At 73.1% G+C, this 21078-nt stretch carries 20 protein-coding genes; 8 read left to right on the forward strand and 12 right to left on the reverse strand.

Features of this window, described 5'->3' with window-relative positions; genetic code table 11:
- Nucleotides 1–6: 6 nt before the first annotated feature.
- Entirely contained in the window at nucleotides 7–894 is an 888-nt protein-coding gene (locus tag O7625_RS25345; protein WP_282342153.1) for a PaaX family transcriptional regulator C-terminal domain-containing protein, read from the forward strand.
- Here the strand turns inward: O7625_RS25345 and O7625_RS25350 are convergent.
- From O7625_RS25350 to O7625_RS25365, 4 genes are all read right to left on the reverse strand, one after another.
- The gene (locus O7625_RS25350; RefSeq protein WP_282342154.1) at nucleotides 818–2344 is read right to left on the reverse strand and encodes a long-chain fatty acid--CoA ligase; all 1527 of its coding nucleotides are present in this window, start codon (nucleotides 2342–2344) and stop codon (nucleotides 818–820) included. The two genes, O7625_RS25345 and O7625_RS25350, sit on opposite strands and share 77 nt — an antisense overlap.
- Nucleotides 2345–2422: 78 nt before the next feature.
- On the reverse strand, nucleotides 2423–2875 hold the full coding sequence (locus tag O7625_RS25355) for a MaoC family dehydratase (protein WP_067312214.1): 453 nt from the start codon (nucleotides 2873–2875) through the stop codon (nucleotides 2423–2425).
- A complete protein-coding gene (locus O7625_RS25360; protein ID WP_282342155.1) occupies nucleotides 2872–3774 on the reverse strand; it encodes an amidohydrolase family protein in 903 nt (300 codons plus the stop codon). The genes O7625_RS25355 and O7625_RS25360 overlap by 4 nt, the downstream gene beginning before the upstream one ends.
- A 68-nt stretch (nucleotides 3775–3842) precedes the next feature.
- On the reverse strand, nucleotides 3843–4769 hold the full coding sequence (locus tag O7625_RS25365) for an SDR family NAD(P)-dependent oxidoreductase (RefSeq protein ID WP_282342157.1): 927 nt from the start codon (nucleotides 4767–4769) through the stop codon (nucleotides 3843–3845).
- A gap of 81 nt (nucleotides 4770–4850) precedes the next feature.
- Between O7625_RS25365 and O7625_RS25370 the strand changes: the two genes are divergently transcribed.
- Nucleotides 4851–5318: a MarR family winged helix-turn-helix transcriptional regulator gene (locus O7625_RS25370; RefSeq protein WP_067312204.1), complete on the forward strand. Its 468-nt coding sequence runs from the start codon at nucleotides 4851–4853 to the stop codon at nucleotides 5316–5318.
- 28 nt (nucleotides 5319–5346) lie between these two features.
- On the opposite strand, the gene O7625_RS25375 is transcribed toward O7625_RS25370, so the two are convergent.
- Genes O7625_RS25375 through O7625_RS25390 form a run of 4 tightly spaced genes read right to left on the reverse strand, consistent with a single transcriptional unit; the run spans nucleotide 5347 to nucleotide 8500 of the window.
- Nucleotides 5347–6075 carry an IclR family transcriptional regulator gene (locus O7625_RS25375; RefSeq protein WP_282342159.1) on the reverse strand — a complete coding sequence of 243 codons (729 nt, stop codon included), beginning with the start codon at nucleotides 6073–6075 and terminating at the stop codon, nucleotides 5347–5349.
- A 54-nt stretch (nucleotides 6076–6129) separates the two neighbouring features.
- Nucleotides 6130–7194, reverse strand: coding sequence for a PDR/VanB family oxidoreductase (locus O7625_RS25380; protein ID WP_348773969.1), 1065 nt, complete (start codon nucleotides 7192–7194; stop codon nucleotides 6130–6132).
- Nucleotides 7191–7424, reverse strand: a complete 234-nt coding sequence (locus O7625_RS25385) for a hypothetical protein (protein WP_282342161.1) — start codon at nucleotides 7422–7424, stop codon at nucleotides 7191–7193. The genes O7625_RS25380 and O7625_RS25385 overlap by 4 nt, the downstream gene beginning before the upstream one ends.
- On the reverse strand, nucleotides 7421–8500 hold the full coding sequence (locus tag O7625_RS25390) for an aromatic ring-hydroxylating dioxygenase subunit alpha (protein WP_282342163.1): 1080 nt from the start codon (nucleotides 8498–8500) through the stop codon (nucleotides 7421–7423). Before O7625_RS25390 ends, O7625_RS25385 begins: the two co-directional genes overlap by 4 nt.
- 381 nt (nucleotides 8501–8881) lie before the next feature.
- On the opposite strand from O7625_RS25390, the gene O7625_RS25395 reads away from it, so the two are divergent.
- The 4 genes from O7625_RS25395 (at nucleotide 8882) to O7625_RS25410 (ending at nucleotide 13928) form a co-directional block, all read left to right on the forward strand.
- Nucleotides 8882–9949: a sugar ABC transporter substrate-binding protein gene (locus O7625_RS25395; RefSeq protein ID WP_282342164.1), complete on the forward strand. Its 1068-nt coding sequence runs from the start codon at nucleotides 8882–8884 to the stop codon at nucleotides 9947–9949.
- Nucleotides 9946–11487 carry a sugar ABC transporter ATP-binding protein gene (locus O7625_RS25400; RefSeq protein WP_282342167.1) on the forward strand — a complete coding sequence of 514 codons (1542 nt, stop codon included), beginning with the start codon at nucleotides 9946–9948 and terminating at the stop codon, nucleotides 11485–11487. Before O7625_RS25395 ends, O7625_RS25400 begins: the two co-directional genes overlap by 4 nt.
- Nucleotides 11480–12517: an ABC transporter permease gene (locus O7625_RS25405; protein ID WP_282342169.1), complete on the forward strand. Its 1038-nt coding sequence runs from the start codon at nucleotides 11480–11482 to the stop codon at nucleotides 12515–12517. Before O7625_RS25400 ends, O7625_RS25405 begins: the two co-directional genes overlap by 8 nt.
- Before the next feature lie 91 nt (nucleotides 12518–12608).
- Complete coding sequence (locus tag O7625_RS25410; RefSeq protein ID WP_282342172.1) at nucleotides 12609–13928, forward strand: enolase C-terminal domain-like protein; 1320 nt, start codon at nucleotides 12609–12611, stop codon at nucleotides 13926–13928.
- Nucleotides 13929–13984: 56 nt separating this feature from the next.
- Here O7625_RS25410 and O7625_RS25415 read toward each other — a convergent pair whose 3' ends face one another.
- Nucleotides 13985–14680, reverse strand: a complete 696-nt coding sequence (locus O7625_RS25415; RefSeq protein ID WP_067312180.1) for a FadR/GntR family transcriptional regulator — start codon at nucleotides 14678–14680, stop codon at nucleotides 13985–13987.
- A 304-nt stretch (nucleotides 14681–14984) separates the two neighbouring features.
- The gene (locus O7625_RS25420; protein ID WP_282342175.1) at nucleotides 14985–16511 is read right to left on the reverse strand and encodes an endo-1,4-beta-xylanase; all 1527 of its coding nucleotides are present in this window, start codon (nucleotides 16509–16511) and stop codon (nucleotides 14985–14987) included.
- A 296-nt stretch (nucleotides 16512–16807) separates the two neighbouring features.
- Here O7625_RS25420 and O7625_RS25425 point away from each other — a divergent pair, with 296 nt between their 5' ends.
- Together O7625_RS25425 and O7625_RS25430 are read left to right on the forward strand one after the other, a co-directional pair.
- Nucleotides 16808–17221: a DUF1232 domain-containing protein gene (locus tag O7625_RS25425; protein WP_282342177.1), complete on the forward strand. Its 414-nt coding sequence runs from the start codon at nucleotides 16808–16810 to the stop codon at nucleotides 17219–17221.
- A 128-nt stretch (nucleotides 17222–17349) separates the two neighbouring features.
- Nucleotides 17350–17892, forward strand: coding sequence for a hypothetical protein (locus tag O7625_RS25430; protein ID WP_282342179.1), 543 nt, complete (start codon nucleotides 17350–17352; stop codon nucleotides 17890–17892).
- Nucleotides 17893–18005: 113 nt separating this feature from the next.
- Here O7625_RS25430 and aceB read toward each other — a convergent pair whose 3' ends face one another.
- Complete coding sequence (gene aceB / locus O7625_RS25435) at nucleotides 18006–19616, reverse strand: malate synthase A (protein WP_282342181.1); 1611 nt, start codon at nucleotides 19614–19616, stop codon at nucleotides 18006–18008.
- A complete protein-coding gene (gene aceA, locus O7625_RS25440) occupies nucleotides 19613–20884 on the reverse strand; it encodes an isocitrate lyase (RefSeq protein ID WP_282342183.1) in 1272 nt (423 codons plus the stop codon). The genes aceB and aceA overlap by 4 nt, the downstream gene beginning before the upstream one ends.
- Nucleotides 20885–21078 lie beyond the last annotated feature (194 nt).

Here is a 21078-nt window from a genome sequence, read left to right on the forward strand (position 1 = left end):
ACAGCCGTGGGTCGGCGTCAACCGAAGCAGCTGCTGCTCGCCTTCTTCGGCGAGCACGTGGTCGACGACGCCACCGGGCCGATCCGGGCGAGCGTCCTGATCACGGTGCTGGAGGGGGCGGGGGTCGCCGCACCGGCGACCCGGGCCACCCTCGACCGGCTCGTGCGCAGCGGCGTCCTCGCCCGCGGCCGCAGCGGCCGGGAGACGCTGTTCGCGCTGACCGAGCACGGGACGGCGGTGCTGCGCGAGGCGACCCACCGGGTACGCGGGCCACGGCCGTTCGACCCGCAGGGCGGCGGCTGGACGCTGGTCACCTTCTCGATCCCCGAGGACCACCGCAGGTTGCGGCACCGACTGCGGTCCACCCTCACCTGGGAGGGTTTCGCGCCGATCCGCGACGGGCTGTGGCTGGCACCCGGCGAGGTCGACCTGGCCGGGTCGTTGGAGCCGCTGCGGCAGGATCTCGCACCGCACGCCGTGGTCGCCTTCCACGCCCGGGAGCTCGCCGGCTTCCCGATCGGCGGGAGCGTCCGCGCCGCCTGGGACATCGAGGCGATCCGCCGCGAGCACCTGGCGTTCATCGAGCGGTGGGCGGACCCGGCCGCGACGGCCACGGCGACGAGCGCCCTCACCGTACGGACGATGCTGGTGGCGGACTGGCTCGCCCTGCTGCGGGCCGACCCCCGGCTGCCGGCGGAGTTCATGGACGCGCAGTGGCCGGCCGCCCGGTCGGTGGAGACCTACCGCCGGGCGCACCGCGCGCTGGCCCAGGCGTCCACGGCGGAGTTCGCCGCGCTCGTCGCGGCCCGGCCCACGGTCAGCCGGCGAACCGGGCCCGCAGCTCCGCCTTCCGCACCTTCCCCGACGCGGTCCGCGGCAGCTCGTCCACGATGACCACGTTCTTCGGCAGCTTGTAGCGGGCGATCCTGCCGTCGAGGTACGCGCGCACGGCGTCGGTGTCCACGGCGGCCCCCTCCCGGACGGTCACGATCGCCCACGGCACCTCACCCCAGCGGTCGTCCGGCACCCCGATGACGGCCGCCGAGACCACTCCGTCGATCTCGCCGAGCAGCAGTTCGAGCTCGGCCGGGTAGATGTTCTCGCCGCCCGAGATGATCATGTCCTTGAGCCGGCCGGTGACGTAGAGGCAGCCGTCGGCGTCCAGGTGGCCCAGGTCGCCGGAGCGGAACCACCCGTCGGCCGTGAACGCCTCGGCGGTCGCCGCCGGCAGGCCGTGGTAGCCGGGGAAGACGTTGGGACCGGCCACCTCGATCTCGCCGACCGCACCGGCGGGCAGCACGGCACCGGTCGGGTCGGTGATCCGCACGTCGGTGAAGAAGTGCGGCAGGCCGACGCTGCCCTGCTTGGCCCGGGTCAACGCGGGTGGCAGCGCGGTCGCGCCCGGCGACGCCTCGGTCATGCCGTACCCCTGCGAGAAGGACAGGCCCCGCGCCTCGTACGCGTCCAGGATGCGGGTCGGCACCGCCGAACCGCCGCAGGTCAGCTTGGCCAGCGTGGACAGGTCGGTCGAGGCCCAGGCGGGATGGTCGGCCAGCAGTTGGTAGGTGGTCGGCACGCCGCTGAGCATGGTGACGCCGTGCCGGGCGATCTGGGCGAGCGCCCGCCCCGGCTCGAAGCCCCGCTCGACGACCATCGTGGCGCCCTTGAGGATGACCGGCAGGGCACCCATCCCCAGCGAGGCGACGTGGAACAGCGGCGAGATCATCAGCGCCACGTCGGTCGAGACGACGTCGTAGTCGACCACGCAGTTGAGCGCGACCCAGGTGAGGTTGCCGTGGGTCAGCACCGCGCCCTTGGCCCGACCGGTGGTGCCCGAGGTGTAGACGATCGCCGCAGGGTCCGCCAGGCCCGGGTCGGCCCGGCCGGTGCGCTCCGGGTCGGCCTCCCGCACCAACGCGGCCAGCCCCGGCCGGTCCGGGGTGCCCTCGCCGGTGACCACCACCTGCCGGACCCGGGCGGCCGGCAGGGCGGTGGCCACCGACGCCGCGAACTCCGGGTCGTGGACCAGCACCCGGGCGTCGCAGTCCGCCAGGAGGTAGCCGATCTCGGGGGGCGCCAGCCGGGTGTTCACCGGCACGAACACCGCACCGAGTCGGGCCGCCGCGAACATCACCTCCAGGAACTCCGGGCTGTTCTCGCCCAGGTAGGCCACGGCGTCGCCGACGCCGACGCCGTGTTCCCGCAGCACCGCGCCGACGCGGTCCACCGCGTCGGCGAACTGGGCGTACGTGACGGTGGACCCCTCGCCGTGGATCAGGGCGATCCGGTCCGGGGACGTGAGCCGGCGCTTGGCCACCCACGCGCCGATCCCGTGCTGGTGCATCAGCAGCCTCCTGGTGGTGGTGTGCGCGGCCGGCCCGGACGCCCCCCACGGGGTTCAGGCGGGGAGGACGCCCCCGGCTCAGGCGTGGAAGCGGTACAACCCCCGCGCGACGACCGCCGGCTTGGCCACGCCCTCGATCTCGATGGTCTGGTCGACGGTGAGCTGGTAGCCGTCGCGCACCCCGGTCACCTCGGCGACGGCGGCCCGCATCCGCACCCGCGCGCCGACCACCACCGGCGCGGGGAAGCGCACCCGGTCGAGCCCGTAGTTCACCTTCGTGGACACGCCCTTGACCTCGAGCAGCTCGGTCCAGAACGGCACGGCCAGTGACAGCGTGAGGAAGCCGTGCGCGATCGGTGCGCCGAACGGCCCGGCCGCCGCCCGCTCGGGGTCGACGTGGATCCACTGGTGGTCGTCGGTGGCGTCGGCGAACAGGTTCACCTGGTCCTGGGTGACCGTCCGGTACCCGGTGTGCCCCAGATCGGTGCCGGCGAGGTCGGGGAGCTGGTCGTAGCTGATGGTCGTGGTCATGGTGCTTCCTCTCGTCGTTCCCCGGCGAGGCCCAGCAGCCGGACCGCGTTGTCCTTGAGGATGCCCGGGAGCACGTCCGGCTTGAGGTCGGTGGTCGTGACGTCGCGCAACCACCGGTCGGGGGTGAGCAACGGGTAGTCGGTGCCGAAGAGCACCCGGTGCCGGAGCACCGAGTTGGCGTGCCGCACCAGCTCTGCCGGAAAGTACTTCGGGCTCCAGCCGGACAGGTCGATCCAGGTGTTGGGCTTGTGCGTGGCCACCGACAGCGCCTCGTCCTGCCAGGGCACCGACGGATGGGCCATGACGATCTGGAGGTCCGGGAAGTCGGCCGCCACCGGGTCGAGCAGCATCGGGTTGGACAGGCCGAGCCGCAGGCCGTGACCGCCGGGGGTGCCCGCGCCGATGCCGGTCTGCCCGGTGTGGAAGATCGCCGGGAGCCCGGCCCGCTCGATCAGGCCCCACAGCGGGGCGTACTCGTCGCGGCCGGGGTCGAAGCCCTGGACGGTGGGGTGGAACTTGAAGCCGCGTACCCCCTCCTCGGTGATCAGCCGGTCGGCCAGTTCGAGGGCCGCCCCGCCGGTGCGCGGATCGACCGACCCGAAGGGGATGAGCACGTCGGCGTGCTCGGCGGCGGCCCGGACGATGTCGACGCTGGACAGCGGCGGGTGCCTCAGCTGGGTGCCCGCGTCCACGGTGAAGACGACGGCGGCCATGGCGCGCTCGCGGTAGTACCGCGCCACCGCGTCGACCGCCGGCCGGGGTCCGTCCGTCCGGAAGTACCTCGACGCCGCCGCCACCAGCGGTTCGGGCAGCGAGGTGTGACCGTGGTCGTCGACCTCGATGTGCACGTGCATGTCGATCGCCGTGACGGTGGCCAGGTCGATCGCGGGCTGGTACATCGGCGGCAGCCTCCGTCGGGCGGGTCCGTGGTCCGGCGGGCCGGGGGTCGGTTCGCGGGCCGGGTGGGTCAGGGGGTGGCCGGCTGGAACTGGGCGGGCAGCTCCGGGAAGCGTTCGCCGACACTCTGCGTCGCCCCGGCGAACGTCGCCGGCCAGGCCTGCACCAGCGCGTCGTACGTCCAGCCGCCCTCCCGGTAGGCGGTCACCGCCGCCTCCGGATGGGTCCAGATCTGGAGCCGGTCACCGCCGACCCCGATCACCTGCCCGGTCACCTGGGCCGCCGCGTCGGAGCCGAGGAAGGCGACCAGCCCGGCGACGTCGGCGGCGGTGCCGAAGCCGAGATCGTGCCGGAAGAACGTCGGCATCGGGTCGCCGTCCGCCTCGGCGCGTACCGCCGCGGCGAAGTAGGGGACGGTGGCGGTCATCGCGGTGGCGGCGACCGGGACGACGGTGTTGGCGGTGATGCCGGCCCGCTTCAGCTCCAGCGCCCAGGTGCGGACCATGCCGACGATGCCCGCCTTGGCCGCCGCGTAGTTGGTCTGGCCGAAGGTGCCGCGCTGGCCGGTGGGCGACCCGATGCAGATGATCCGGCCGCCCCCGCCGGCCTGCCGCATCTGCCGCACCGCCTCGCGCACCGTGGTGAAGGTGCCGCGCAGGTGCACGTTGACCACGGTGTCGAAGTCGTCGTCGCTCATCTTCCACAGCACCGTGTCGCGCAGCACGCCAGCGTTGGTGACCAGGATGTCCAACCGCCCGAAGTGCTCCACCGCGGCCCTGACGAGTGCCTCCGCCGTCGCGGTCGGGCCGACCGGTGCGGTCACCGCGACGGCCCGGCCACCGGACGCCTCGATCGCCGCCACGGCCCCGGCGGTGGCCTCGGCGTCGACGTCGTTGACCACGACGGCCGCGCCGCGCCGCGCCAACTCCTGGGCGTAGGCGAGACCGAGCCCCCGCCCGGATCCGGTGACGATGGCGACTTTGCCGTCCAGTGACATGGGCACTCCCTTTCGTCGATGCGATCTGAGCACGGACCGTTGAGAATGTCAATTATTCGGGATGCTTGCTACCATCGCGCCATGTCCCCTGTCGACAGGACCCGGTCGACCGGACGCGACCGGCTCCGGGACAGCGTGCTCGCCGGGGACCTGAGCTTCCTGCTGGCCCGCGCCAACGCCCTGGCCCTCGCCGCGGCGAACGCCGCGCTCGCCGAGCACGGGTTGAAGGCCCGTTCCTACTCGGTGCTCGCCCTGGCCGCCGACGACGTCCGCCCGACCCAGCGGGAACTCGCCGAGTTCCTGCGGCTCGACCCCAGCCAGGTCGTCGCCCTCATCGACGGGCTGGCCCAGCGGGCACTGGTGGAGCGCCGGGCCGACCCCGCCGACCGCCGGGCCAACGTGCTGGTCGCCACCGACGCCGGCCGGGAACTGTTCGCCCGCGCCCAGGACAGCGTCCGCGCCGTGGGGCTCGGCTCGCTGCCCGCCGTGACGCCCCGGGAACACGAACGGCTGGCCCGCCTGCTGCGACTGCTCGCCTTCCCCGACTGACGGCCGGAGCCGTCACCGCGCCCGACGCTCAGCGGTACCTGCCGCCCAGCGCCCGGGAGAGCACCCGGCCCGCCGCCTGGACGAGCGGGGCCAGCGCCACCGGATCCGCCCGGTCGTGGGCGACCACCAGCGAGATCGCCGCCACCACCCCCTCCGCCGCACGGATCGGGGCGGCCACCGACAGGGCGTCCATGGTGACCTGCCGGTCGCTGACCGCGTACCCGACCCGGCGCACCTCGGCCAGACAGCGGCGCAGCCGCGCCGGGTCGGTGAGGGTCAGCGCGGTGTAGCGCTCCAGCGGCGCGGCCAGCACCCGCTCCTGGACCCCGGCCGGCGCGTGCGCGAGCAGGACCAGCCCGACCCCGGTGGCGTGCAACGCGAAGCGGCCACCCACCCTGGTGAGCACGGGCACCGCGTGCCGCCCGGCGATGCGTTCGATGAAGACGAGTTCGAGATCCTGCCGGACGGCGAGCTGGACGTTCTCGTGGGTCACCTCGTACAGGTCCTCCAGCACCGGCAGGGCCACCTCCCGCAGCCCCAGCCCGCGTGGCGCGAGCGAGCCCACCTCCCACAGCCGCAGGCCGATCCGGTACCGCCCGTCGTCGCCGCGCTCCAGCGCCCCCCAGGCGAGCAGTTCGGCGACCCGGCGGTGCACGGTGGACAGCGGCAGGCCGGTGCGCCGGGCCAGCTCGCTCAGCGTCAGCGCCGGACCGGCCGGGGTGAACGCGTCGAGCAGCGCCAGCACCCTGCTGGTCACCGACCGTCCCGGTTGCCCGCGCACCCCGCCCTCCTCCCCGCCGACGACGGCGGCTCACAGCTCCAGCACCAGCCGGGGCGTACGGGCCCGGGAGACACAGATCAGCATGACGTCCCCGGCGGCCCGTTCCGCGGCGCCGAGCAGGCTGTCGCGGTGCTCCGGCACCCCGGCCAGCACCGGGGTCTCGCAGGTGCCGCAGGTGCCCTGCCGGCACGACGACAGCACCGGCACGCCGGCCTCCTCGACGGCCCGCAGGATCGAGGTGCCCGGGGGCACGGTCACCGTCCGCCCGGACAGCGCCAGCTCGACCTCGAACGTCGCCGCCGACCCGCCGCCGTCGGTCGTCCCCGCTGGTCCGCCGTCGTCCTCGATCGCCGTCGCCGACCCGCCGCCGCGCGGGGCGAACCGCTCGACGTGCAGGCTGCCGGGCGGCCACCCACGGCAGTGCTCCTCCACCGCCGTGACCAGGGATTCCGGGCCGCAGCAGTAGACCGTGCCGACGTCGGGACCGGCCAGCACGGCGGCCAGGTCGAGCAGCCCGGTCTCGTCCTGCGGGTGCAGGCTCACCCGGTCGCCGTAGCGCTGCCGCAGGGTGGTGGCGAAGGCCATGGTGGCCCGGCTGCGTCCGCCGTACACCAGTCGCCAGTCGGCGCCCGCGGCGTCGGCGGCGGCCACCATCGGCCGGATCGGGGTGATGCCGACGCCACCGGCGACGAAGAGGTAGCGCCGGGCCGCGACCAGCGGGAAGGTGTTGCGGGGGCCGTGCACCCGGACGGTCGCGCCGACGGTGAGCCGCTCGTGGGCCAGCCGGGAACCCCCGCGCCCGTCCGGTTCACGCTGCACGGCTATCCGCATCGTGGTCCGCTCCTCCGGGTCGCCGCACAGCGAGTACTGACGGACCAGTCCCGGCCCCAGCTCCAGGTCGACGTGCGCGCCCGGGGTCCAGCCGGGCAGCTCACCGCCGTCCGGGCGGCCCAGGGTGAGCGCCACCACCTCCGCCGCCACCCGGTCGCGGGCCACGACCGTCAACTCCAGCCCGGCCACCGCCTCCCCGGCCGGCTCCTCGTCCGTCACCGCCTCCCCGGCCACCGCCTCTTCGGTCACCGCCTCTTCGGTCACGCCCGCACCACCGGTCGGTCCCCCGCCGACGCCACCGGTCGGTCCCCCGGCACCGCTGGATCCTGGTGGTCCCGCGGATGGCCGAGCAGCCACTCCCACAACGCGACCGGCTCGACGGCGACCCGCTCCGCGCCGCAGTGGCAGACCCCGCGCAGCGTGTCCGTGCCCGGCAGCCAGTGGATCCGGTGGACGCGGTCCCCGGCGGGCGGCCCGGCCGGAAAGGAGGTCACCGGGGCGCTCCCACCGTTGCGGACCCGACCATCCGGGCCAGCAACCGCCGGGCGGCCAGGCCACCGGTGTCGATGTTGATGCTCAGCTCCCGGTAGCCGTCAGGCTCGGCGGCGATCACCCGCTCCAGGATGTTGAGCGCCGCCACGTCCTGCATGACCACGGTGTGGTTGCTCTGGTGGAGGTACTCGCTGACCGACTCGTCGTCGACCGCGAAGTCACGCGCCACCGCCCAGAAGTCGTACGTGGTGTGCGCGGTCGACGGGGTGATGGCGTACACGATCTCGGCGTGGAAGGCCTGGCTGTCCGCCCCCTCGGCGGGCGGCAGCACCCCCTGCGGTGCGATCCGGCTGTGCAGCAGGTAGAGGCAGGGCGGGTGGTACTCGATGTCCTGCCAGCGGGTGATCCGGCCCTGGATCCCGGTCGAGCGGGCGTAGAACGGCGGGCACTCGGCGTCGTCCATGTGCCGGCTGACGTAGACGATGGCCCGGTCCTCGTCCACCTCGGTGGTGATCGGGGTGTCCGCCACCTCCGGCGTGCCGATGTGACCACCGTGCAGGTAGGTCTCGTGCGACAGGTCCAGCAGGTTGTCGACCAGCAGCTCGTACCGCGCGTCCAGCGGGGCCATCCCGCGGACCACCGCGTACCCGGGGTCGGCCAGCCACGGCGCGCGCGGGATGGTGGCCGGGTCGGCCCGGTCCGGGTCGCCGATCCAGACCCAGACGAAGGTGTCCTGCTCCACCACCGGGTAGGCGGCGACCCGCGCGGTCCGCGGGATGCGCCGCTGACCGGGTACGAGGACGCACGCGCCGGTCGGATCGTAGGTGAAGCCGTGGTAGCCGCAGACGACCGTGTCGCCGTCGAGCCGGCTCCGCGACAACGGGTAGCGCCGGTGCACGCACCGGTCGGCGAGCACCACCGCCTGCCCCGCCCCGGTGCGGTAGAGCACCAACGGCTCGTCGAGCACGGTGCGGGCGAGCAGCCCCCGGCCGACCTCGTCGCTGTGGGCCGCCACGTACCACTGGTCCCGGGCGAACGCCATCCGACGGACCTCCTTCTTGACGAGGGTCGATGTCACCGCATCATCCCGTGCGGTGTGGGCGGCGGGGACGGCGTCTTCCACTGGATGGAAGGTGGGCGACCCGGACGGTGGACCTCCGGTCCGGTCCCCGTCGGGCCGACAAGGGCGGGGGCCGACGGAACCCGGGGGCCGCCGGCTCCGCCCGGGGCACGACACCGGCATTGGTCTGACGTCTACCCGTTCCCACGCACCGGCACCGCGGCACGGGACAACCGCGCAAGATGCGCCGCGCGGAATTGGCAAGCATTGACGTTGACCATTGTAAACTCTAACGTCTGATGTATCGACGCCGGGCGGGTCATCCTCCACGCACGACACCCACCACCCGTCCCGCCCCAGCAGGCGCGCGGACCACGCCCGGGGAAACGGAGAGACCCAATGAACCACAGACAGCTGCTCAGCGCGGGGTTGACGGTGCTGCTCGGCGCGACGGTCGCCCTCGCCGCCGGCTGCGGTGACCGGGACGGCGACGGAGCCGCGGGGGGCGGCCGGGCGCTGATCGGGGTCGACTACCCGCGCTCCGACACCGACTTCTGGAACTCCTACATCAGGTACGTGCCGCAGTCCGCCGACGAACTCGGGGTGGACCTCAAGACCACCAACTCGCAGAACGACATCGCGAACCTCATCTCGAACGCCCAGACCTTCATGAGTCAGGGCGTCAAGGGGGTGGTGATGGCCCCGCAGGACACCGCCGCCGTCGCGCCGACGCTGAGCCAGCTGGAGAGCCGCAAGATCCCGGTGGTCACCATCGACACCCGCCCCGACACCGGCACGGTGTTCATGGTGGTCCGCGCCGACAACCGGGCCTACGGCACCAAGGCCTGCCAGTTCCTGGGCAGCAAGCTCGGCGGTCGGGGCAAGGTCGTCATGCTCCAGGGTGGCCTGGACTCGATCAACGGGCGGGACCGCACCGAGGCGTTCAAGGAGTGCATGGCCAAGGACTTCCCCGGCATCACGGTGTTCGGTGAGGCGACCGACTGGAAGGCCGACGTGGCGGCTTCGAAGCTGCAGACCCGGTTCGCCTCCGACCCGGACGTCAAGGGCATCTACATGCAGTCCTCGTTCGCCCTGTCGGGCACCCTGCAGATCCTCAAGCAGCGCGGCCTCCAGGTGCCGCCGACCGACCCGAAGCACGTCTTCGTCGTCTCCAACGACGGCATCCCCGAGGAGCTGAAGAACATCGGCGACGGCCTGATCGACGCCACCGTCAGCCAGCCCGCGGACCTCTACGCCCGGTATGGGCTGGAGTACGCCAAGGCGGCGATCGAGGGCAGGACGTTCCAACCCGGCCCCACCGAACACGGCAGCACCATCATCCGGGTGCGCGAGGGCCTGCTCGAGGACCAGCTTCCCGCACCGCTGGTGACGTTGGACGGCGCACCGGTCGGCGGCCAGCCCACGGTGAAGTTCGACGACACGTCGCTGTGGGGTCGTCAGGGATGAGTGCCAGCGCGCGCCGCCCGGACGGCGGGCCGGTCGGCGACGACCCGCCGGTCGTCGAGGCCGTGGAGATCACCAAACGGTTCGGGTCCACCCTCGCCCTGTCCCGGGCCGAGATCACCGTCCGCCGCGGTGAGGCGCACGCCCTGGTGGGGCGCAACGGCGCCGGCAAGTCGACGCTGGTGAGCATCCTCACCGGGTTGCAGGCCGCCGACGGCGGGGCGGTGGCCTTCGCCGGGCGGCCGGCGCCCCCGCTGGGCGACCGCGACGCCTGGCGGCAGCGGGTGGCGTGCGTCTACCAGAAGTCGACGATCATCCCGACCCTGACCGTGGCGGAGAACCTGTTCCTGCACCGGCACGCGCGCTCCCGCAGCGGCCTGATCCACTGGTCGCGGCTGCGTCGGGAGGCCGAACAGCTGCTGGCGGACTGGTCGGTCGACGTCGACGTGCGCCAGCCGGCCTCGGCGCTCTCGGTCGAGCAGCGGCAGTTCGTGGAGATCGCCCGCGCGTTGTCCTTCGGCGCCCGGTTCATCATCCTCGACGAACCGACCGCCCAGCTCGACGCGGCGGGCATCAACCGGCTGTTCACCCGGATCCGGGACCTGCGGGCACACGGCGTGACGTTCCTGTTCATCAGCCACCACCTCCAGGAGATCTACGAGTTGTGCGACCGGGTCACGGTCTTCCGCGACGCCCGGCACATCGTCACCGCGCCGGTCGCCGCGTTGAGCCGGCAGGCGCTGGTCGCCGCGATGACCGGGGAGGACGTGACGATGCCGGTGGCCGACCACCGGCCGCCGACGGCCGACGCGCCGGTGCTGCTCGCGGTGCGCGACCTGGTCACCGCGTCCGGTGCCGAGCTGTCGCTGGAGGCCCGGGCGGGCGAGGTGGTCGGCCTGGCCGGCAGCGGGGGCAGCGGCAAGGTCGAGGTCGCCGAGGCGATCGTCGGTCTCGCCCGTCCGGCCGGCGGCACGGTCACCCTCGCCGGCCGCGTGCTGCGGCCGGGCAGTGTGCCCGACGCCCTCGCCGCCGGTGTCGGGCTGGTGCCGCAGGACCGGCACCGGGAGGGTCTGGTGCCGTCCCTGTCCGTCGCGGAGAACGTCACGATGACGGTGCCGCACCGGGTCGGGCGGTACGGCCTCATCTCGTCGGCCCGCCGCGACGCCCTGGCCCGGCGGACGATCGCCGACCTGACGATCAAGGCGGCCGGCCCGCAGGTGCCGGTCTCCGAGCTGTCCGGCGGCAACCAGCAGAAGGTCGTCATGGGGCGGGCGCTGGCCAACGACCCGCGGTTGCTGGTGCTCGTCACACCCACCGCCGGGGTCGACGTGCGGGCCAAGCAGACCCTGCTCGGGGTCGTCGAGGACGTGCGACGGCGGGGCGCCGCGGTGCTGGTGGTCTCCGACGAACTCGACGACCTGCGCATCTGCGACCGGGTGCTGGTGATGTTCCAGGGTCGGGTGGTCGGCGAGCTGGCCCACGGCTGGCGCGACAACGATCTGGTAGCCGCCATGGAAGGGGTGGACCTCCACCATGTCTGAGACGCTGTCCACCGGGAAGGCGTCGCCTCCGGCGCCGCCACCGGCCCGCCCGCCGTCGCGGCACCTGGCGCTCGCCCGGCTGCGCGACCTGGCGCTGGTGCCGGCGATCGTCGCGGTGGCGATTGTCGGGTGGATCATCAGCCCGGTCTTCCTCAGCACCGACAACGTCGTCAACGTGCTGCAGAGCATGTCGGAGATCGCCATCCTGGTGCTGGCCCAGACCATCGTGCTGATCACCGGCAAGATGGACCTCTCCCTGGAGTCCACCTTCGGGCTCGCCCCGGGCATCGCCGCCTGGCTGGTCGTCGACCCCGAGCTCACCCGGGGGCTGGGGCTGGGCCTGCTCCCGGAGGCCTGGGCGGTGCCGGTGGTGCTGCTGGTCGGCGCCCTGGTCGGGGCGTTCAACGGGCTGCTCATCGTCCGGTTCGGCCTCAACGGCTTCATCGTGACGCTGGGCATGCTGATCATCCTGCGCGGGCTGCTCACCGGGATCTCCGGCGGGCAGACCTTCTTCGCGCTGCCCGGGTCGATGACGTATCTCGGCTCCACCAGCTGGTTCGGGATACCGGCCTCGATCTGGCTGTCGCTGCTGCTGTTCGCCGTCGGGATCGTGGTCCTCGGTCACACCCGTGCCGGCCGGTCGCTGTACGCCATCGGCGGCAACGTCGACGCGGCCCGCGCCGCGGGCATCCGTACCGACCGGGTGCTGTGGATCGCGCTCGTCGTGGCCAGTGTGCTCGCCGCCCTCGCCGGGCTGCTGATCAGCGGCCGGCTGGCGGCGGTGCCGGCGGCCCAGGGCGACGGCGCGATCTTCCAGGTCTTCGCGGCGGCGGTGATCGGCGGCGTCAGCCTCAACGGCGGCAAGGGCAGCGTCTTCGGCGCCTTCACCGGCGTCCTGCTGCTCTTCATGATCATCAACGTGCTGACCCTGGCCGGGGTGCCCGCGCAGTGGACGAACTTCCTCAACGGCGCGGTCATCCTGGTCGCCCTGGTGGTGTCGCGCATCACCGGCGGCCGGGCACAGACCTGAACCCGCGCGGTCCGTCGGCCGGACCCGCGAGCCACGCCCACGAGCCGGGCGGCAGACCGACAACCGTTCCCACCCAGGACCAGGAGTCCCGTTGACTGAGCGCATCTCGTCGGTAGAGACGATCGACGTACGCTTCCCCACCTCCGTCCACCGGGACGGATCCGACGCGATGAACCCGTTCCCCGACTACTCCGCCGCCTACGTCGTCCTGCGGACCTCGGCCGGGGCGGAGGGGCACGGATTGGTCTTCACCGTGGGACGCGGCACCGAGATCCAGGTCGCCGCCGTCCGGTCGCTCGCCGCGATGGTGGTCGGCCAGCCGGTCGACGAGCTGACCGCCGACCCGGGCGCGCTCGCGCGGCGGCTCGTCGGCGACAGCCAGATCCGCTGGCTGGGCCCGGAGAAGGGGGTCGTGCACATGGCCGCCGGGGGCCTGGTCAACGCGGTGTGGGACCTCGCGGCCCGGCGGGCGGGCAAGCCACTGTGGAAGCTGCTGGCCGACCTCACCCCGGAACAGCTGGTCGGCCAGGTCGACTTCCGCTATCTGCGCGACGCGCTCACCGAGGACGACGCGCTCGCCCTGCTGCGTCGGGCCGGCGACGGCCGGGCCGACCGCGAGCGCCGGCTGCGGGCCGAGGGCTATCCGGCCTACACCACGACCCCGGGCTGGCTGGGCTACGACGACGAGAAGCTGGCCCGGCTCTGCGCGGAGGCGGTGCGGGACGGCTACCGACTGATCAAGCTGAAGGTGGGCGGGAACCTCGCCGACGACGTACGCCGGATGGGCATCGCCCGGCGGGCCGTCGGGCCGGAGATCCGCCTCGCCGTCGACGCCAACCAGATCTGGGGGGTGCCCGACGCGATCCGGTGGATGCGCGAACTCGCCGTGTTCGACCCGTACTGGATCGAGGAGCCGACGTCGCCGGACGACGTGCTCGGGCACGCCGCCGTCCGCGCGGCGCTCGCCCCGATCCGGGTGGCCACCGGCGAGCACGTGCACAACGCGGTGATGTTCAAACAACTGCTCCAGGCCGACGCGGTCGACGTGGTGCAGATCGACGCCTGCCGGGTCGCCGGGGTCAACGAGAACCTGGCAATCCTGCTGCTCGCCGCGCGCTTCGGGGTGCCGGTCTGTCCGCACGCCGGTGGGGTCGGATTGTGCGAGCTGGTACAGCACCTGGCGATGTTCGACTTCGTGGCGCTCAGTGGCAGCACCGACGACCGGGCCATCGAGTACGTCGACCACCTGCACGAGCACTTCGTCGACCCGGCGCGGGTCAGCGCAGGGCGGTACCTGGCCCCCACCGCACCGGGGATGAGCGCGGAGATCCTGCCGGCGTCCCTGGCCGCCTTCCGCTTCCCGGACGGCCCACAGTGGGCGGTGGCGGCGGCCGGAGCGTCGACCGCGTGAGACCCGGCCGCCGGCTGCTCCGGGCCCGGCCCGGGTGATCCGGGCCGCCGGGGTGGTCAGGCGTCGGCCGCTTGGGCCGCGAGCACGGTGCGCAACCACGCCTCGGAGGTGTTGACGTGGATCAGCGCACTCGCCTGGGCGAGCAGTTGGTCGCGTGACCGCAGCGCCAGATAGATCGCGTGATGTTCGTCGATCGTCTGGTGCGCCGAGTTGCCCTCGATCAGCCCCCGCCACACCCGGGCGCGCAGGGTACGGCTGGACAGGCCGTCGAGCAGCGAGGTGAGGGTCTCGTTGCCGGTGGTCGCCACGACGGTGTGGTGGAAGGCCGCGTCGAAGCCGATCAGCTTCTCCGCGTCGTCGGCCGCGGCCCGCATCTCCGCCAGGATGTGCCGGAGTTCGTCGAGCCTGGCCTCGGTCATCCGCAGCGCCGCCAGCCCGGTCGCCATCGGCTCCAGCATCCGGCGCACCTCCATGACCTCCAGCAGGGTGTCGTCGCGCAGCAGCTCGACCGCGACACCCAGGCCCTCCAGCAGCAGCCGGGGGGCGAGGCTGGTGACGTACGTCCCGTCGCCGCGGCGTACGTCGAGCACCCGGGCCGATTCGAGCACCTTGACCGCTTCCCGGACGCCGCTGCGGGACAACCCCATCTGCGCGGCCAACTGCGGCTCCGGGGGGAGACGCGCGCCCGGCGGCAGCTCACCGCTGGAGATCATGCTCCGGATTCTGGCGATCGCGTCGTCGGTCAGTGCCATCCACGTCCCCCTCTGGCCGACCCGTCGAGCCCCGGCACGACAACTCCACCGGCGGGGGCGGGCCTCACCAATATAGAGAACCCCGGCAGCTCCGCCCGCCGCCGACACCGGCGCCCCGGGCGGGGTGGTCCGCTCCCCCGCCCGCGCCGGGGTCCACGACCGGTCGAGCGGTTCCGGCGGTGCGGGGTGCTGGGGCGGGGCGCTGGGGGCGGGTGTCCCGCCGGGCGGGAGTGCGGGGGACGCTGGTCGACGCGCCGGACCTGTCCTGGACGGGCGGCCCGCGCCCGTCCAGGACAGGTGGTGTTCAGGAGGCGGTGCAGACCGGGTTCAGACCGCTGGCGGCCCCGGTGCCCTGGAAGCCGAACTCGGTGTACTGGCCGGCGGTGACAGTGCCGTTGTAGCTGACGTTGCTGAACTGCACGCTGCCGCTGGTGCCGGTGCGGTTGGCGCTCCACACGCTGGTCACCGCGGCGCCGGAGGGCAGCGTGAGCTGGACGTTCCACCCGCTGATCGGTGCGCTGCCGGCGGTGACCCGCACGGTGGCGACGAAACCGCCGGTCCACGAGTTCAGCGAGACCGTGGCCGTGCAGCCCGTGGTCGGCGGGGGCGTGGTCGGCGGGGGCGTCGTCGGGGGCGGAGTGGTCGGCGGGGGCGTGGTCGGCGGCGGAGTGGTCGGGGGCGGGGTGGTCGGCGGCGGGGTGGTGGTGGGCGGCGGAGTGGTGGTGCCGCGGCCCTTGTTCAGCTCGTCGAGCACCGCGTAGTACGCCGACTTCTTCTGGTAGTTGCCGTTGCCGCCGGTGAACAGCAGGCCCCGCTCCGAGGAGCGCCACGACTCGCTGTCGGAGATGCCCCAGACGGTGATGCCGGTGCACTTCGCCACGTTCAGGCAGGCCCGGACGACCTTGCGGTAGTTCTCCGCCTGGCCGGCGCCGATGTCGTTGTTGCTCAGGTCGTCGTCGATGTCCACCTCGGAGAGGTGCACCTCGACGCCGAGGTCGGCGAAGCGCTGGATGTTGGCCTGGAGGTCGTTGGTGATGATGCTGTTCGGGTTGTCGTTGAAGTGCGACTGGAACCCGACGCAGTCGATGTACTGCCGGTAGGTGCGGACGATGTCGTACAGCGCGTTGGCCTTGCGGTTCGGGCCACCGCCCTTGACGGTCAGCCCCTCGACGTCGTAGTCGTTGATGCAGAGCTTGGTGGAGTAGCCGCCGGCCTGCACGACCTGCTTGGCCCGGATGAACGAGTCCCGGATGACGTCGGTGTCGCCGGCGTCGAAGTAGTCACCGTCGCCGTTGGCGTCCCGGTTCATGGTGTGCGGCCACTGGTTGCGGCGGCGGCCGGTGTTGTTGTCCTCCAGCGACTCGTTGACCACGTCCCAGTAGGCGATCTTGCTGCCCCACCGGTTGATGGCGTTGCCGATGAAGGTGTTCAGCGTCGACTGGCTCGCGCCCTGCAGCGCGCCGGCCTGCGAGTGCCACACCAGCGTGTGCCCCCGGACCACCATGTTGTTGCTCTGCGCGTGGTTGACCAACTGGTCCGCGCCGCTGGTGTTCTGCAGCCCGCCGCTCGACGTGGCGATGCGGTCGGGCTTCATGTCGTTCTCGGGAGTCAGCTGGCCGAATTCCTGGGCGAGGATCGGGTAGAGCCGGTTGGGTGAGGACGCGGTGCCGAAGAACAGCCCGGCCTTGGCCGCCGCGGCCCGCAGCGTGGTCTCCGCGGCGGCAGCCGGGGCGGTGGACTGGATCGTCACCGCGCCGCCGACCAGCAACAACACCGCTGCCGGTAGCGCCAACCGGCGTACTCTCCTGCGCTGCCTCTGGCTGCTACTCACGGGGCCTCCCTGCCATCCGGTGCCAACAATCGATGCACGTGTATTCCCATCGAAGGGTCAGTATCGATACCGGTCGGCCACACTGTCAACAACTTTCGGAAATGTTCCGGAAAACTCCCGGCCCGCCGGGGAAAGCGTTTGCGCAGGTGGGACACAGGGGATCGGGCACCACCCGGCCGGGGTCGGCGGGTGGCGGACGAGCACACCGACCGTCCGGGTCACCGGGGCCGAAACATTCGAAAGCCCGCCACCGGGCCGTCCGTACGACAGCCTGGGCCGGCGGGGATACTCGGCTGATGACGTGGAAGGTCGTCCTGGGCGTCGGCGTCGCGCTCGCCGCCTCCTGGGCGGCGCTGACGATCGGCCTGCTGCTGGTGCGGCCGAAGGGTTCCCTGCTCGCCGAGGCGATCCGGATCCTGCCCGACCTGCTGCGGACGCTACGCCGCCTGGCCGCCGACCCCGACCTGCCGACCGGCGTACGGGTGCGGCTCTACCTGCTGATCGCCTACCTGGCCAGCCCGGTCGACCTGATCCCCGACATCATCCCGCTGCTGGGCTACGCCGACGACGCCATCGTGGTGGCGGCCGTGCTGCGCTCCGTGGTCCGCCGCGCCGGCATCGACGCGGTGCGACGGCACTGGCCGGGCAGCCCGGACGGCTTCGCCGCCGTGTGCCGGCTCGCCGGCATCCCCCGCACCCCGCCCGCCTGACCCGGCCCGACAGCCGCCCGACCGCACCGGGTCCGGCTGCCGTCACAGGCGGCCGGGCGGTACCGCCCTCCCCGGTGCACCCGGCCGGCCGGGTTTCGCCGCCGGCCGTCCCCGGGTAGCGCAGGGGGGTGAACCGCGATCTCGTCACGGCCCTGCTGGCGGTCTGGGAACTGCCCGAGTTCCGCAGCGGGGTGCACCACCTCGTCGATCTCGACGAGGTGGCGGTGCTGCTGGCCGCGCTGTCCGCCCCCGGGCACGACCGCGCGGTGGAGCGCGGCCTGCTCGGCCTGCTGCGGTCCGGCCTGGACACCACCGAGATCCGGGAGGCGGTGCTGCTGGCGCTGGAGCGCGAGGAGGTGCGCCGGCCACTCGTCGCGGCGGTCACGGCGTCGCTGGCCAGCCGGCCGGGTCGGGCGGCGGCCATCGCCTCGGCGGCCGAGGATCCCGAGGTACGGCGCGGAGTGCGGGCGGTGCTCGACAGCCCCGGCGTGCGCGAGCTGGTCTGGCAGGCGGTGGAGCAGCAGGTCGACGACAACCGGGGCGGCCTGGTCCGCCGGGCGGTGGTGCTGTTCGTCCGGCACCCGAGCGTCCCCCGCCTCACCTGGGCGCTGCGCCGCCACGGCGTGCTGCGCGAGCTGCGCCGCACCTCCGCCGGCCGGGAACCCGGCTGAGCACCACCCGCGACCGGCCCGCCCCGCACGGCCCGGCGCGGCGCACGGGCAACGGAGCCGTCGGCGGGCCGGGACGGGCCGGTCGACCCGTCCCGGCCGCCCGGTCCGGATCGTCAGCGGGCCGACCCGGCGGGCCGGCGGGTCGGATCGAGGTGCCGGGCGTACGCGACGGTGGTGAAGAAGGCCGGCAGGTCCTCGCCGAGGGCGGTGTCCTCGATGATCCGCGCGGCCCGCTCGGCGCGCTCCCGGTCGGCTCCCCCGCGTCCGGTCAGCAGGGCGGCCAGCTCCTCGGCCAGGATCGACCGGACCAGCTCGTCGGTCACCCGACCGCCGTCGGCCAGCGGGGTACCGTGGTGCCGCCACTGCCAGACCTGGCAGCGGGCGATCTCGGCGGTGGCCGCGTCCTCCATCAGGTTCTCCAGGGCCACCGCGCCGGTGCCGCCGAGCCACGCGTCCACGTAGCGCACGGCGACGGCGATGTCGGCCCGCAACCCGGCGGCGGTGACCTGGCCCGGGGTCTTGTCGACGGCGAGCAGGTCGACGGCGGTCACGCTGACCTCGTCGCGCAGCCGGTCGAGCTGGTGGGGGCGGTCGCCGAGCACCGCGTCGAACTCCTCCCGGCAGGTGTCGACCAGGCCGGGATGGGCCACCCAGGAGCCGTCGAACCCGTCGCCGGCCTCCCGCCGCTTGTCCGCCCGCACCCGACCGAGGGCCGCCTCGTTGACCTGCGGATCCCGGCTCGGAATGAACGCGGCCATCCCGCCGATCGCGTGCGCCCCCCGCCGGTGACAGGTGGCCACCAGCAGCTCGGTGTACGCCCGCATGAACGGCACCGTCATGGTGACCTCGGCGCGGTCCGGCAGGACAAAGTCCGCCCACTGCCCGAAGTTCTTGATCATGCTGAAGATGTAGTCCCACCGGCCGGCGTTCAGCCCTGCCGAGTGTTCCCGCAGCTCGTAGAGGATCTCCTCCATCTCGAAGGCGGCGGTGACCGTCTCGATCAGCGTGGTGGCCCGGATGGTGCCCCGGGGCAGGCCGAGCCGCTGCTGGGCGAAGACGAAGACGTCGTTCCACAGCCGGGCCTCGCGGTGGCTCTCCAGCTTCGGCAGGTAGAAGTACGGCCCGGAGCCCGCGTCGAGCTGCCGGCGGGCACAGTGGAACAGGTAGAGGCCGAAGTCGACCAGGCTGGCCGAGATGGGCCGCCCGTCCACCACGACACCCTTCTCCACCAGGTGCCAGCCGCGCGGCCGGACGACGATGGTGGCCAGCTCCGCGCCGAGGGCGTACCGCTTGCCGCGCGGGTCGGTGAAGTCGATCCGCCGGTCCAGGGCGTCGATCAGGTTGAGCTGGCCGGAGATGACGTTGTGCCAGGTCGGGGCGGTGGCGTCCTCGAAGTCGGCGAGCCACACCCGGGCACCGGAGTTGAGCGCGTTGACGGTCATCCGGCGGTCGGTCGGCCCGGTGATCTCGACCCGGCGGTCGACCAGGCCGGGTGCCGGTGGGGCCACCCGCCAGTCCGGATCGGCGCGGACCGCGGCGGTCTCCGGCAGGAAGTCGGGGAACTGGCCGGTGGCGTACCGGTCCCGGCGGGCCCGGCGGGTGTCCAGCAGGGCCACCCGGCGGGCGGCGAACTCGCTGTCCAGCGCGACCAGGAACGCCAGCGCGTCGGGGGTGAGGACCTCGTCGAAGCGGTCGGCCAGCGGGCCGATGATCTCGTATCTCATGCGAACTGCTCCTCCTCGGTGGAGCCGCGCAGGGCGGTGGTCTCGGCGGCCGGGTTGAGCACGGTGCTGATCAGGTCGAAGTAGCCGGTGCCGACCTCACGCTGGTGCCTGACGGCGGTGTAGCCGGCCGGCTCGGCGGCGAACTCCCGCTCCTGCAACGCCACGTAGGCGGACATGCCGTCGGCGGCGTAGCCCCGGGCCAGGTCGAACATCGAGTAGTTGAGGGCGTGGAAGCCGGCCAGGGTGATGAACTGGAACCGGTAGCCCAGGTGGCCGAGTTCCCGCTGGAACTTCGCGATGGTCGAGTCGTCGAGGTGCCTGCGCCAGTTGAACGACGGCGAGCAGTTGTAGGCGAGGAGCTGGTCCGGGTACTCGGCCTTGATCGCCTCGGCGAAGCGGCGGGCCACCGCCAGGTCGGGGGTGGAGGTCTCCATCCAGAGCAGGTCGGCGTGCGGGGCGTAGGCCAGTCCCCGGGCGATGCACGGCTCGACGCCGTTGCGCACCCGGTAGAACCCCTCGGCGGTGCGCTCGCCGGTGACGAACGGCCGGTCCCGTTCGTCCACGTCGGTGGTGAGCAGCGTGGCGGCCTGCGCGTCGGTGCGGGCGATCACCACCGACGGCACCCCGGCCACGTCGGCGGCGAGCCGCGCCGCCTCCAGGGTGCGGACGTGCTGGCCGGTCGGGACGAGCACCTTGCCGCCCAGGTGGCCACACTTCTTCTCGGCGGCGAGCTGGTCCTCCCAGTGCACCCCGGCCGCGCCCGCCCCGATCATGGCGGTCATCAGCTCGTAGGCGTTGAGCGGGCCGCCGAAGCCGGCCTCCGCGTCGGCGACGATCGGCGCGAGCCAGTCGGTGCCGCCGTCGTCGCCCTCGGCGGTGGTGATCTGGCCGGCGCGCAGCAGCGCGTTGTTGATCCGGCGCACCACGGCGGGCACCGAGTTGGCGGGGTAGAGGCTCTGGTCGGGGTAGGTGTGCCCGGCGAGGTTGGCGTCCGCGGCCACCTGCCAGCCGGAGAGGTAGATGGCCTTGAGCCCGGCCCGGACCATCTGCACGGCCTGGTTGCCGGTGAGCGCGCCCAGGGCGTGGACGTAGTCCTCGGTGTGCAGCAGCTCCCACAGCCGTTCCGCCCCGCGTCGGGCCAGGGTGTGCTCCTCCTGGACGGCCCCGCGCAGCCGGACCACGTCCTCGGCGCGGTAGCTGCGGCGCACTCCCCGCCAGCGGGGGTCGGTCTCCCACTCGGTCCGCAACCGCTCCACGGCGTTCTGCATGATGTCGTCTCCTCGGATGTCGTGACGCCGGCACCGGACCGTCGTTCCGCCCGGTGGTGCGGCGTGTCGCCCGGCCGGCGTGTCACCCACGGTCACACGGTGTCGGGAGCCGGGTCGAGGGACGGAAGAAGCCAAGTTCTGAGAAGTTCACCCCCACTTTTGCGAAGTTGCGAACAGGTATATTCGCACTCTGC

It is taken from the genome of Micromonospora sp. WMMD714 (genome assembly GCF_029581315.1).
GTDB lineage: Bacteria > Actinomycetota > Actinomycetes > Mycobacteriales > Micromonosporaceae > Micromonospora > Micromonospora rifamycinica.